The organism is Nocardia beijingensis NBRC 16342, from assembly GCF_001612785.1.
In the GTDB taxonomy this organism is placed as follows: Bacteria; Actinomycetota; Actinomycetes; order Mycobacteriales; family Mycobacteriaceae; genus Nocardia; species Nocardia beijingensis.
In genome coordinates this window covers 41,902-54,780 of the sequence record NZ_BDBC01000063.1, presented here as the reverse complement: position 1 = coordinate 54,780, position 12,879 = coordinate 41,902, and the positions used below count along the sequence as shown (strand labels likewise).

Sequence of the window (12,879 nt, the reverse complement as noted above, 5' to 3'; positions counted from 1 at the left end):
CGGCGGTCCGGGGCCGCGCCGTGCATTACGATCCCGGCATGGCGAAGTTTGAGACATGGGACGGCCTGGAACTCAATTACCGGGTCTGGGAGGGCGAGGGCGTCCCGGTCGTCCTGCAGCACGGGGTGGTCGCGGACACCAACGCGAACTGGATGAGCACCGGGGTGGTCGCCGCCCTGCAGTCCGCCGGGCACACTGTGGTGTCGCTGGACGCGCGCGGCCACGGCCGTTCCGGCAAGCCGCACGACGCGGCGAAGTATTCGTGGCAGGCCATGGCCCGCGATGTGCGCGCCCTCTACGACGAGCTGGGCTTCGAGGAAGTCGCGCAGGTCGGGTACTCGATGGGCGGGGTGATCTCGCTGCTGGTGGCCGCGGCCGATCAGCGGGTGCGGCGGCTGGCCGTCGGCGGCATCGGGTCGGGTGTGCTCGACTGCGGCGGCGTCGATCGCCGCGTGATCGACCTGCCCGATCTGCAGGCCGCGATGACCGGCGACGGTGCGGGCGCTTCGCCGACGGCGAAGATGTTCCGGGTGCTCGCCGACGCGGTGCATGCCGACGTGGAAGCCATCCACGCGGTGGCGACCGGCCTGGACGATCGTCCCATCGAGACGCTGGCGGACATCACCGTGCCCGCGCTGGTGCTGGCGGGCGAGGACGACCCGTTCGCCGCCGAACCGGAGCGACTCGCCGCCGCCCTGCCCAACGGCGCGCTCGCCGTCGTGCCGGGCGATCACCTGATGGCGGTGGTGAATCCCGCGTTCCACACCGCTCTCGTCGACTTCCTGCGCTAGAAGACCAGCCGCAGCACGTAGTCGTGATGCACCTGGCTGCCGACGGTGAAGGTCCTGGTGCCGACCTCGGTGAAACCGTGTTTGGCGTAGAAGCGCCGAGCGCGGACGTTCTCCTGGTTGACCCCGAGCCAGACGCCCGCATACCCCTCGGCGCGCGCCCGGTCCAGCGCGGCGTTCATCAGTGCGGTGGACACTCCGCTGCCGTGATGGCCGGGCAGCACGTACATCTTGCTGATCTCCACCAGCGGCTGCGGCCCGGCCGCAGGCGCCGGGCCGCCCGTGACCAGCATCGCGTAACCGACGATGTCGTGGTCCACCACCGCCTTGAGCACGATCCGGGCCGGATCGCTCAGATATTCGCCGAAGCGCTCGCCCGACAGCACCTCGCCGATGAAGATGTCGATGTCGTCGGGCGTCGCCCCGGGCGGGCACGCGAGCGGAAAAGTGGCCGCCGCCACGTCACTGAGCGCTTCCGCGTCCCACAGCCCGGCCCGGTCGACGATGACTGGCGGGTCGCTCATGGCTCCATCAGAGCACACGAGCGCGAGAGAATGTCATGCTCCGCATGCCCAGGACACCGCGCGGACGCGGGTCCCCTTCGCTGATCGCCGTGCCGGAACCGGCCACCGACCGCAACGGGCGATGCCCGGCGTGACCTACCCGTCGGCGGGGCCGAACTCCGTCGGCTGCGTCTGTGGACGGAGTGGGGCAGGGGCGACCCGATGGGAACGGAAGACGCCGGAGAGCGCGATCAGGGCTCCGGCGAAGAGCAACGGGACCACGAAGCCCGCGCGGTGCCCGGTGCTCGCCGCGACCACGCCGACCACACCGCCGCCGAGCAGCGTCCCCGCGTAGTTGAACAGGTTCAGACGCGCGATCAGCGCGTCGAGTTCCCGTCCGGTCGCGAGTTGTCCGGCCGCGCTGAAGCACAGCGGGGCGATCACGGGCAGGCCCGCGCCCGCGACGAGGAAGCCGGCGATCGCGACCGCCGGACTCGGCGCGGCCACCACCAGCGCCAGGCCGAGGATGCCCGTGCCCGCCGCCGCCCGCACCACACGACGCGGACCGAAACGGCGCACCAGCGAATCACCGGCCATTCGAGCGGCCAGCGACGCCCCCTGGTAGGCGGCGTAGGCGAGCGCCGCGGTCGCCGAACCTGCGAGCAGGTCGTCGGTGAGATACAGGGCCGACCAGTTGCCCACCGCGAGGTCGACGGCGAAGACGAACGCCATCGCGATCCCGATCCCGAGATATGCGCGCAGCGCGACGGTGGAGCCGGGCGCGGCGGTCTCGGCGGGACCGGTCTCCGCGTCCCGCACGCCGAGCAGCCCACGTCCGAGCGCCCAGCCGAGCAGCAACACGATCGCCGCGGCCGCGAGCAGCGATTCGCGCAGCGTCACCTCCAGCGCCTCACACCCGGAGACGAACAGTGCCCCGGCTATCGTTCCGGCGCTCCACGCGGCGTAGAACGACGACAGGATGAACGTCCCGTACCCGTGCTGGATGAAGACCGCCTGCATGTTGGTGCTCGCGTCGACGATGCCGACGGCGATTCCGTAGCAGCCGAGTGCGGCAATCAGCAGCGGCGTGTCCGGCGCGAACGCCGCCGCCGAGCCGGTGACGGCCACGAGCAACAGCCCGATCCGCACCGCGGCGCGGCTGGACCAGCGCAGCGCCAGCCGTTCCGCCAGGACGCTGCCGCCACCGGCCAGCAACGAGATCAGCACCACCGAGACCGCGATCATCCCGTCCGAGAGCCCGAAACGCTCTTTCTGCTGAGGCAGTTCGGTCAGCACGACGGCGAGGAAGAAGCCCTGTGCGCCGAACGCGAACGAGTTGGCGATCCGGGCACGCCGCAGGACCGGCGCGATCGAACTCATCGGTGCAGGGTAGCCGGACGCGGACGACGATTGCGCGCCGGACCGCGACGGCGGGGGCGAACGCCTATCGCGCGAACGGGTTCGGTCGCGCGGCTGGCCGCGATCCGTGATCGGTGTCACTATCGAAGGGCCGCAACGACACTCGCGAACCAAGGGGGAACCGAACGGATGAGAGAGCTGCCCGCGGATTTCTTTCGCACGCCGCATGCCTTCTACCAGCAGTTGCGCGCCGAGGGGCCGGTGCATCGAATCCGGTTGCGCACCGGTGTTCGCGCTTGGCTGGTCGTCGACTACGACGCCGCAAAGGAGGTGCTTCGCCATCCCGGCGTCCGCAAGGATCCCCACGCTCCGATGGGCGAACACGCACGCCGGTCAGCGGCGGGCGACAGCGGCCTCACCGCGGTCAACCAGCGCCTGAGCCACCATCTGCTGAACTCCGACCCGCCGCGGCACTCGCGGCTGCGCAAACTCGTCACACCGGCGTTCGCGCCCGCGCGGATGGACGCCCTCGCCCCGCGGATCGTGGCGATCGCGGACGATCTGCTCGACGCGATCGATCGCGCGGCTGGTGCGGGGCCGGTCGACCTGCTCGCGGAGTACGCGTTCCCGCTGCCGATCACGGTGATCTGCGAACTGCTCGGCGTGCCGGTCGAGGACCGCGCCCGCTTCCGGGAGTGGTCGGCGGCCGTGGTCGACACCCCCATGTCCACCCCGGAGGGCATGCGCGCCGCGACCGACGCCATAGTCGCCTACTTCGACGAACTGATCGCCCGGCGGCGCGCGGAGCCACCGGGCGAGGATCTGATCTCGCAACTGCTGCCCGCCACCGCGGACGGGGACCGGCTCAGTCACGACGAACTGATCTCCATGGCCTTCCTGATCCTGGTCGCCGGCCACGAGACCACGGTGAACCTGATCGGCAATTCCGTGCTGGAACTGCTGGCCGATCCCGACCGCTACCAGGCCCTGCGCGCGGACCCGGCGGCTGTCACGCCGCTGGTGGAGGAGACGTTGCGCTACAACGGCCCGGTCAACGTGGCGACGCTGCGCTACACCACCGCGCCGGTCCACCTGGGCGGCGACGTCATCCCGGCAGGGGAGCTGGTGCTGGTCTCGGTGGCGTCGGCCAACCGTGACGAACGGCACTTCGCCGCAGCCGCGGCGTTCGACCCGGACCGCGGCGCGAACGGCCATCTGGCCTTCGGCCACGGCATCCATTACTGCTTGGGGGCGGCCCTGGCCAGGCTGGAGGCCAAGATCGCGCTGACCCGCCTGGTACGGCGCTTTCCGCTGCTGCGACCCGCCTTCGACGACGCGGACCTGCGCTGGCGAGAGAGCATCCTGATCCGTGGTCTGCTCGAGCTTCCCGTCGTTGCGGCGGGTACGCCCGCAGTGCGTTGAGGAGCGGATTCGGTCGACCGACTTTGCTGTGCGCCGCTGGCGACGTAATCTCCTGCGCATGACAAGCGGAAGCCGCATCGGGATCGTCGGTGCGGGTATCGCAGGTCTCGCCTGCGCGAAAGTGCTGAAACAGGCGGGTTTTCCGGTCGAGGTTTTCGACCGTGCACCCGATGTCGGTGGTGTGTGGAGCGCGACCCGGCGATACCCGGGACTGCAGACGCAGAACTCCAAGGACACGTATCACTTCTCCGACTTCCCGATGCCCGCCGACTACCCACGGGTCCTCGACGGGCAGCACATGCAGGCCTATCTGGCCGCCTACGCCGAGCAGTTCGGGCTGACCGAGCACTTGCGGTTGCGCACCGAGGTGGTGGCCGCCGACCCGGTGGACAGCGGCTGGTTGCTGGAGATTCGCGATGAGAGCGGAATCCATCGGGCCTCGTACGACCACCTGGTGATCGCCAACGGTGTCTTCAGCGAACCCGCGATGCCGGAGTACCGCGGCGCCGACTGGTTCCGCGCGGCGGGCGGGCAGTTGTGCCATTCGTCGGAGTTCACCGATCTGGAGTCGGTGCGCGGCAAGTCGGTCGTCGTGGTTGGCTACGGCAAGTCCGCCTGCGACATCGCCACCGCCGTGAGCGAGGTCGCGGCGTCCACCTCGGTGGTGGCCAGGCGGCTGTTCTGGAAGATGCCGCGCAAGCTGGCGCGGGTGATCGACTACGAGCGGCTGATGCTGACCCGCTTCGGCGAAGCCCACTTCCACTATCTGCGGCCACGCTGGATGGACCGGTTCCTGGACGGTCCCGGCGAGTCGGTGCGGATCAGCAACTTCGATCTGATCCAGGAACTGGTCACCAAGCACTCGAACCTGCGCGAGCTCGGCCTGGTACCCGCCGGGCGGTTCGAGCAGATCGCCGAGAGCACCGTCAGCCTGGTGAGCGAAGGCTTCTACGAGCAGGTCGCCAACGGGCGCATCACGGTGCACCGCGACACGACGATCTCCGAGCTGGGCGGCGGCCCGAAGTCGGCGCCCGGGATCCGGCTGTCCACCGGCCAGGTGCTGCAGGCGGACGTCGTGATCTGCGCGACCGGCTTCCAGCAGCGGGTGCCCTTCCTCACGCCGTACATCCAGCGCAGGCTGACCGACGAGCACGGCAACTTCCGCCTGCACCGCAACATCCTGCCGTTGGAGGTCCCCAATCTGACCTTCGCCGGGTACAACTCCTCGGCGATCAGCACGCTGAACGCCGAAGTCGCCGCGCATTGGACCGCCGCGCTGCTCACCGGCGGGCTCGTGCCGCCGCCCGCCGACGAACTCCAGGAGGAGATCGACGCCCGTCTGCGCTGGATGGAGGAGCGCACGCACGGCCACCATGCGCACGGCACGTCGGTCGTCCCGTTCTCCATCCAGAACATCGACGAGATGCTCGCCGACCTGAAGTTCCGGCTGCCGCTGCACACGCGCGTGGGACAGGTGTTCCGCCGGATCAGGCCGGAGTCCTACCGGGGATTGGCCGGCCGCCGCAAATCAGGGCAAGGGCCGGTGGCGCGCCCGCCGGAGCCGATCGAAGCGGAGCTGATTCCGTACGAGGGCGAAAGCGGCCGGGTCAGCCACTGAGGCCTTCTGGGCGTTCCGATGGCGGGTTCGGAAGTAGTCCGTGCTCCCGGCGTCTCGCGCGCCGAGGACCCGCCGGGTGGTGATCTCTCCCGATACCGGCGTCAGATCCGCATCATCGACCGGCAACCCACGGCGGGCCACCGCGAGATCGGCCCGGCCGGGCGCAGCTCGGCGACTGTCCGCGCACACTTGCATCGACTGCCGAATCGGCGGATGACGTTCGGCGAATCGCGCGGGGCCGTGCGATGGCCGACCTGTCTCCGGCGATGCCCGATGGTCTCGACAACGACCGGCCGGCGGCTCCGCGGTCGACGTGTCCACGGCCGTTTCCCCTGCTCACCAGCGGGTCGGGCGCCCGCGTCGGCACCACACCCCGCGGCGGGGGACCTACTCGAACGCGGACGGTTCAGTCGACGATCACCCCGCGGCGCACGTTCGGCGCGGACTCGCCCCGGTTGTCGCGTGCGCAATGCGGGGAGCCGCGGTTTGCGTTGGCGATAATCCAAGGGTGGAAGCGCTGGACATGAATCTCCTCGTGGCCCTCGACGCACTGCTGGACACCAACAGCGTCACCCTGGCCGCGGAGCGCCTGCACACCTCGCCGCCCGCGATGAGCCGGACGCTCGCGAAACTCCGCGACGTGCTCGGCGATCCCCTGCTCGTGCGCGCCGGTCGCAACCTGGTGCCGACGCCGCGCGCTCTGGAATTGCGTTACGAGGTCAGCACGCTGGTCGAGCAGGGACGCGCGCTGCTGACGCCGCGGGCGGACCTCGATCCGGCGGCGCTGCGCCGGACGTTCGCGGTGCAGGCGGGCGACATGGTGCTCACCGAGCTGGCCGGGCCCTTGCTGTCCGCGGTGCGTGCTAGAGCGCCGGGCGTGACGCTGCGCTTCCTGCCCGACAACGTCGAAGGCACCGGCGCACTGCGGGATGGACGCGTCGACCTCGAGGTCGGCCCGATCGATCACACCGATCCGGAGACCACCGTGCGCCGAGTGCTCAGCGACCGCGTGATCGGAGTCGCCGCGGCCGACCATCCGCTGGTCACCGATCGCGTCACCGTCGCCGCGTACGCCGCCGCACCGCACCTGAGCATTTCGCGCACCGGCCGTTCGCACGGACCGATCGACGACCGCCTCGCCCTGCACGGCCGCACCCGGCGGGTGGTGGCCACCGTGCCGACGCTGACCAGCGCGCTGTTCGCGGTGCGCGGCAGCGACCTGGTCTGCCCCGCGCCCGCCCTGCTGAGCGCCGCCACGCTACCGGCGATCGGCTTGAGCGCGTTCGAGATACCGCTGCCGTTGCCGGAGGTCGCCATCGGGATGGCGTGGCATCCGCGCAACACCGCCGACGGAGGTCATCGCTGGCTGCGCGATCTCGTCCAGCAGACCCTGCTGCGTGCGTTCGCGGCGGTGCGTCCGCCGAAGCGGCGGTCCGCCAAGGTGCTTCAGGACACCGGGGGCGGGCTGGACAGCCGGTAGTCGGCGGGTCGGCGTTGCGCTTCGGTGCGCTCGGACTGATATCCGTTCGTGGCCGACTCGCCCGGTGCGGTCCCGAAGACGTCGGAGCGGCTCAGCGGAGCAGCCGCCGTGCGCTTGAGTTCGTCCAGCATGGCTTGCAGCTTGTCCACGTGCGTGTTCTCGACCGGCGTGCGGTCGTCGTCCCCGGCGCGGTGCGCTCCGGCCGGTCCGGCGCCCGCGGCGGGAGCCGTCCCGTTCTCGGAGCCGGTGTGGGTGGAGGCGACGATGCTCTCGTACGCGGCGTTGTCGCCGGAGGCGTACGGGGTGGTGGGTTCGCGCGGTGCCGTGAACCCCTCCTGTCGCCCCGTGCCCGGGTCGCGCGGGGTCGGCGCGGTGAAGGACGATACGGGCTCCCGCTGAGCCGGAGTGGTGAAAGCCGGCTCACGCGCGGGCGGGGCGGTGAAGCTCGACGCCGGGTCGCGAGGCGCGGTCAAGCTCTGTCCGGGGGTGGCGCTCGCGTCCAGCGCGGGCTCGCGCGGCGGGGTGAAACTCGTCTGGGCGCTCGAACTCGGTTCAGCGGCCGCGTGCACCGGCTCGCGCGGTGTGCCCTGCGGTCGCGCGCCGTTCCTGCCACCGTCCGGTTCGGCGGAATCGCTCTTGCGCGCTGCTGATTCGACGCCGAGCTCCGCCCTGTGAGCGTTCGATCGCCCCGCGGAGGCCCGGGGTAGTGGGCGTTGAGCGGTCGTTTGCCGATCCTCCCGCGCCGGGTCGTCCTCGGCTTCCAGGCGCTGCACCCTGGCGTCGAGGCCCGAGATGTCCTGTCCGGCACGGAAAGCCCACGCCTCGAGCTTGGCCAGCCGTCCATCGACGCTCGGTTCGCTCACCACGGGCTGCGCACCATCGATCCGGGCCGCCACCGCGTCGAGCTTCTCGCTGACCTCGCGGAGAGCCGACGCGATACTCGCCAACATCGCGCCGATCGACTCGCCGGTCTGCTGACCGTGCTCCATCCAGTACCCACTTCCCCGTATCGGCCCAGCTCGCACTCGGCCGGACGATTCTATCCGCCAGTTGCACATCCGCGGCTCGCGAAGATTCGGCGGTGCGCCGACCCCATGACCTGATCGAAGCAGCCTAGGCCCCCGGAATCGGCCCCCTGCGGGCGGATTACGCGGCGACCCGGTTTGTCCGGAAACGGGCCGACGCGTTCGATCGCTCATTATCCGCCGGAATCGCGTCCCTCGCGAGTCCACGCTCCGGCTCCCCAAGTGCGCGCTGGTTGCCGCGGGGCCGGGACACCGGGCGCGTCGCGGGATGGCGGCAACTGTCAATCCTTCGTTCCCACAGCGTCGTGCGTCGTCCCGTGGCATGATCAAAGTCCTTGTGCCGCAGAGTACAACGCCGATTCCGCGGACCGGCCACCTCGGTGGCACACCCGAGCGCGGGGTGACCGGGGCTGGCGAGGTAGCCGAGTCTGACGCACTCTTGATCTATGGCGTAGGTCGCCGGGCCTGCGGTGGTTTGTGCAGGGGAGTGGTCGCGTGAGAACGAAGCAGCGGGCGGAGATCGCCTGCGGGCGCCGAGCGATGCTCGCCGAGTTGGGTATCGGAGAGGCTTCGGGCCGTATCCGCGGATCGAAACGCGGTTACGCCTGTGGGTGCCCCGAATGTTCCGCCGCGCAGTGGGATATACGGCGGCTCAAATACTGGTTGTGCGGCAGGCTGCTCGCCTACGGAGCCGACGAGGCCGAAGTGGACGGGCGCATCGGGACGCTGCCGGTGGATGTGGTCTGGCGCAAAGGCGACCGGGTCTACGCGATCGAGGTGCGCAGTGGGCCGCTGGAGCGTGGACTCGCCCAGGAGCACACCGAGCGGTTACGCGCCGAGGGCTGTACGGATGTGTTGTGGCTGTGCCCGCCCGGCTATTGGGTGCCGTACCTGCACGCCCTCGGCATCGCTGACTTCGCGCCCGCCGCCTGTGATTACCGCGCGGTGACCGGCGTGCTCGACACCGAACACGCGATGGCGGCGCCGCGGCGTGAGCCGGTCGAACTGCGCGAGTTCATCGCGGGCTGGGTGCGCGGCGAGTACGTCTGGGGCTATCGGGACGAGAGGACGGGAGGCTGGGCCACCGTGACCGACTGGGAGTATCACACGAAGACGCAGGCCACGGTCATCGCCCGGCAGCGCCAGGAGCTGGTCAACCAGCGCACGTCGCTGGCGATGACCCGCAAGGCGCTGCGGGACGAGCAGAAACACCTGCTGAAGCTGACCACGCGGTTGGAACGCGCGGAGCAGGCCGCGCAGGAACGGGCCGACGCCCTGGCCGCCGCGCAGCGCACGATCGCCGATCACGACCGGCTCGACAAGGCCCTGCGCAACACCATCGCGAAGCTGGAGGTGACCATCGGCCGCTGGCAGTTGATCACCATCTGCGCGATGCTGCTGATCGTCACGTTCCTGGCGGCGGCGATGGTGGTGCGCTGAGCCGGAACGGCGCCCGGTCCCACCGCCATTCGTGGCGTAGCACCAGCGCGAGGAAGTCCAGCAGTTCCAGGCCGGTCTTCGCGCGGACCTCGCCGAGCGCGGCCCACTGCACGGGGCCGCGCTCGACGAGGTCGCGCAGCATCCGTTCGGCGGCGGCGTCGACCGGGCGCGCGAGTAGATCGGGGACGCCGATACGGCTACCGGTCCAGACCAGCCAGCCCCAGCCGTTGGCGTGCGCGTGCGCCCGAGCGGCGGCGGACTTCACGACGTTGACGTGAAAGCCGACATGGCCCAGCGGCGCGACATCGATCAGCACCGTGCGGCCGTCGGTGAGCCGCGCGACGATGCTCGGATAGTGCACCCGCTGCGCGCCGTCGAGTTCGTACCCGACCGCGGCGGGTTGTTCCAGGAAGGTCTCGACCAGATCGCTGGCGTTGAGAATCCACAGCAGCCTGGCCTCCAAACCGGAGTCGAACGGTACGTCGCGCCCGACTTTGTCCAGGTAGAAGCGCCCGCGTCCGTCGTCATCGCTGTCAACGGTGCGCGCCGAGGCGGCCGGGATCGCCGCCGCCGCGCCTGCGCGTGGCCAATCGACCTGCCCCAGCCAGGGATTCAGCTGACTCGTCGCGCGCGGCTCGGCGTCGTGCAGTTTCGCCAAGCGGCGGTTGGTCTTCTTCTGCCAGGCCGCGATGCGCTGGGTGACGAACCCGGCGATCCGCTTGGCGTCCTCGGCCGCGTGCCCGGCCAGCCGCAGCTTGAGATAGGACAGCTCGGTCGCGGCGATATCGGTGTCGGTCACGTACGTCTCCACCAGCAGCGCCCGCGTCAGCTGCCGGTCCATGGCGTCGAGTGGATAGCGCGCGGACAGCACGTCGGCGGCGCGATGCCCGGACAGCTGCGCCATTCGGATCATCTGGCCGACCGCTTTGGTATGCAGTTGCCGCACCCGGTCGCGGGAGAGGTCGTAGCGGGCGCCGATGCGGGCCAGCGTCTCGGGCTTCTCGCCGCCGACCCCGAGCCGAGCCGTCAGCAGCTCGCCGTCCTTGGCCTTCTTGTCGGCGCGCAGCGCGATCAACTCACCCAGCACCTCGTTGACCTCTTCGAGTTCGAACGAGATGTCGTCACGCAGGTCGAGCGACTCGGGATCGTCGTCATCCGGCGCCGCGCCCGGCGTGACCTCCGCACTGATCGTCACGCGACAACCCCCTGACTCGGCTTCGGCACTGTGCGCCACAGCGTATCCGCACCTACCGACACCGGCCGCCGTCCGGAGGGCGCCGGTCTCCGCCCCGGAACACAACAAAGGCCCGGTGAAAACCGGGCCTGAGTCGTGAGACGGTGGTGCGCGATACTGGGATTGAACCAGTGACCTCTTCCGTGTCAGGGAAGCGCTCTCCCGCTGAGCTAATCGCGCGAGGTGGAGACGGGAATCGAACCCGTGTGCACGGCTTTGCAGGCCGTTGCCTCACCACTCGGCCACTCCACCGCGCAAAGGGGGACGGCGTAATGTTGCCTGGCCCTACCTCTCGAGCGGATGACGGGATTCGAACCCGCGACCCTCACCTTGGCAAGGTGATGCGCTACCAGCTGCGCTACATCCGCATTCCGCCTCCCGGGGCTCGTTTCCGGCCTCCGTGGTGCGAGACAGAACATTAGCGGACGCTCGGTGAAAGGTACAAATCCGCTGGTAGAACGGCAGAAATCCGGAAGGTGGCCCGCTGTGACCCGCGTGGCCGGAGTGATGGGTGGGGGAGCCGGGACAATCGGCCCTCTCCGTGAGCGCCGTAGTGCGTCGGGTCGGCGACCGAACGCGGCGCCGGAGCGACCGACATACCGGCCCCGACCGGACCGCCGCCGGGGTGCGGGGTGGCTGCCCGCGGGCGCGGTGGTTCCGCGCTGAACCGCCCCTGTCCGGATGGCGATTTGGTGAACCGCCGGTGGCGCGTGCTAATGTTTCGTCTCGTCCGGAGGGCGCCTCGCGAGCCTCCGGAAGCCCGTCAGGTCTCATAGCTCAGCGGGAGAGCGTCCGCCTCACACGCGGAAGGTCGCTGGTTCGATCCCAGCTGGGACCACGTAGTCCCCCCGGCAAATCACCAGGTCGGGGGGCTTTCGCTTTCTCTGAGCGATCGGGGGATGTGCGGCGGTTAGCCGTGCCTGTCCGTGCGTCGCCAGGTGTTAGGGCATGTAGGGGGCACGGAGCGGAATGGCTGAGCTGGACCATATTCATGGGAGAACCGTCAGGTGAACCAAGTCAGTGGTTGGCTGTATGTCGTCGGCGCGCTGTTGGTCGCCGGTACCTTGGTCTGCTTCTTCTGGGGGATAGTAGCTGCGGCCTCTGGGGGGCAGACGCCGACTGAAAGCTACGTCCTCTCCAGCGTCCTGTTCCTGATATCGATTGCTGCGGGATGGGTGATCGCGGTGATCCTGGGCCAGCTTCAGCGAGCCGACCGCGAGGAAGCGGAGCAACTTCGTCAACGAGAACTTGAGCGTACTGCTCGATCCGCTGTGATGAGGTCGTTCCGGATCATGGCTGCGTTCGGTCGAATCCAGGAGTTGACAATGGATGCCGATGGTCATGGTCAGGCCGAACTACGTACGCGAGCCAGGATCGTTGCTGATCTTGCGGCAGCGCACCGTGATCAGACATCCGACGCGGTCAATGACTGGCGGAGGTTCGCGGAAGCTGCGGTCGACGAAGAACTCGCCCGCGTGGGACAGGCACAGAGAGGTGAGCCGCATGAGTGACGGCACCAGTGGCGAAGAGTTCGCAGAGGTTGAACCGGTTACCGGCAAGGTGGCCCGTGTTCTGAATTCTCGTCGACTTGTGATAAATCGCGGTAGCGAGCACGGGGTCGAGCTTGAAGATCGTTTCAAGGTGATGGCGCCCGAAGGTGAGCCGATCCTTGATCCTGATACGGGTCTGACCATCGGCAGCGTCCCTTTTGAAAAGGTTCGAGTTCGGATCATCGAGGTGTACGACCATATGTCGGTCGGAATCACTTATCGGAAGGTGACGGTAGGCGGGACTAATCCGCTGTCGGATATGTTCGGTCCGCGACGTGAAGAGTTTGAAGAAATTCGCTCGCCTGCGGAGGAACGGGTCGAGGGCGATCGGTTGGTACGGATCGGTGATCCCGTAGTACAGGTCTTGCAGGGCTGAAGCTTAGGCGCAGTCCGCGCATCGGGGATGCTCTTGGCCCTGGTGGGTGGTGGTCTGGTATCCCGGGGGCAGGCTTCCCGCCTG

General features: G+C 69.2%; 11 protein-coding genes and 4 tRNA genes. 8 read left to right on the top strand and 7 right to left on the bottom strand.

The features are described 5' to 3' along the window. Positions 1-38 precede the first annotated feature (38 nt). Complete coding sequence (locus tag NB3_RS29660; RefSeq protein WP_067809915.1) at positions 39-791, top strand: alpha/beta fold hydrolase; 753 nt, start codon at positions 39-41, stop codon at positions 789-791. On the opposite strand, the gene NB3_RS29655 is transcribed toward NB3_RS29660, so the two are convergent. Further along, positions 788-1,312 (bottom strand): GNAT family N-acetyltransferase, encoded by a 525-nt coding sequence (locus NB3_RS29655; protein WP_067809875.1) that lies wholly within the window; start codon positions 1,310-1,312, stop codon positions 788-790. The genes NB3_RS29660 and NB3_RS29655 overlap by 4 nt on opposite strands. Before the next feature lie 135 nt (positions 1,313-1,447). Further along, positions 1,448-2,671, bottom strand: a complete 1,224-nt coding sequence (locus NB3_RS29650; protein WP_067809873.1) for an MFS transporter — start codon at positions 2,669-2,671, stop codon at positions 1,448-1,450. A gap of 168 nt (positions 2,672-2,839) precedes the next feature. Here NB3_RS29650 and NB3_RS29645 point away from each other — a divergent pair, with 168 nt between their 5' ends. The 3 genes from NB3_RS29645 to NB3_RS29635 all read left to right on the top strand — a co-directional run bounded on the left by NB3_RS29645 (position 2,840) and on the right by NB3_RS29635 (position 7,170). Next, positions 2,840-4,072 carry a cytochrome P450 family protein gene (locus NB3_RS29645; protein ID WP_067809872.1) on the top strand — a complete coding sequence of 411 codons (1,233 nt, stop codon included), beginning with the start codon at positions 2,840-2,842 and terminating at the stop codon, positions 4,070-4,072. A gap of 58 nt (positions 4,073-4,130) precedes the next feature. Next, positions 4,131-5,690: a flavin-containing monooxygenase gene (locus NB3_RS29640; protein WP_084823784.1), complete on the top strand. Its 1,560-nt coding sequence runs from the start codon at positions 4,131-4,133 to the stop codon at positions 5,688-5,690. A 517-nt stretch (positions 5,691-6,207) separates the two neighbouring features. Beyond that, on the top strand, positions 6,208-7,170 hold the full coding sequence (locus NB3_RS29635) for a LysR family transcriptional regulator (protein WP_084823792.1): 963 nt from the start codon (positions 6,208-6,210) through the stop codon (positions 7,168-7,170). On the opposite strand, the gene NB3_RS29630 is transcribed toward NB3_RS29635, so the two are convergent. Next, positions 7,137-8,159, bottom strand: coding sequence for a hypothetical protein (locus NB3_RS29630; protein ID WP_067809868.1), 1,023 nt, complete (start codon positions 8,157-8,159; stop codon positions 7,137-7,139). The two genes, NB3_RS29635 and NB3_RS29630, sit on opposite strands and share 34 nt — an antisense overlap. A 531-nt stretch (positions 8,160-8,690) precedes the next feature. On the opposite strand from NB3_RS29630, the gene NB3_RS29625 reads away from it, so the two are divergent. Continuing rightward, complete coding sequence (locus tag NB3_RS29625; RefSeq protein ID WP_244892137.1) at positions 8,691-9,635, top strand: hypothetical protein; 945 nt, start codon at positions 8,691-8,693, stop codon at positions 9,633-9,635. Here the strand turns inward: NB3_RS29625 and NB3_RS29620 are convergent. The 4 genes from NB3_RS29620 to NB3_RS29605 all read right to left on the bottom strand — a co-directional run bounded on the left by NB3_RS29620 (position 9,601) and on the right by NB3_RS29605 (position 11,237). Beyond that, the gene (locus NB3_RS29620) at positions 9,601-10,830 is read right to left on the bottom strand and encodes a sigma factor-like helix-turn-helix DNA-binding protein (protein ID WP_084823783.1); all 1,230 of its coding nucleotides are present in this window, start codon (positions 10,828-10,830) and stop codon (positions 9,601-9,603) included. The genes NB3_RS29625 and NB3_RS29620 overlap by 35 nt on opposite strands. Positions 10,831-10,974: 144 nt before the next feature. After that, positions 10,975-11,049: transfer RNA gene (locus NB3_RS29615), tRNA-Val, on the bottom strand. Position 11,050: 1 nt separating this feature from the next. After that, positions 11,051-11,121, bottom strand: a tRNA-Cys gene (locus tag NB3_RS29610). A gap of 43 nt (positions 11,122-11,164) precedes the next feature. After that, positions 11,165-11,237 (bottom strand) — tRNA-Gly (locus tag NB3_RS29605). Positions 11,238-11,635: 398 nt separating this feature from the next. Here NB3_RS29605 and NB3_RS29600 point away from each other — a divergent pair. The 3 genes from NB3_RS29600 (at position 11,636) to NB3_RS29590 (ending at position 12,795) form a co-directional block, all read left to right on the top strand. After that, positions 11,636-11,707: transfer RNA gene (locus tag NB3_RS29600), tRNA-Val, on the top strand. A 169-nt stretch (positions 11,708-11,876) separates the two neighbouring features. Beyond that, positions 11,877-12,380 carry a hypothetical protein gene (locus NB3_RS29595; RefSeq protein WP_067809866.1) on the top strand — a complete coding sequence of 168 codons (504 nt, stop codon included), beginning with the start codon at positions 11,877-11,879 and terminating at the stop codon, positions 12,378-12,380. Next, positions 12,373-12,795 (top strand): hypothetical protein, encoded by a 423-nt coding sequence (locus NB3_RS29590; protein ID WP_157112079.1) that lies wholly within the window; start codon positions 12,373-12,375, stop codon positions 12,793-12,795. The genes NB3_RS29595 and NB3_RS29590 overlap by 8 nt, the downstream gene beginning before the upstream one ends. Positions 12,796-12,879: the final 84 nt, after the last annotated feature.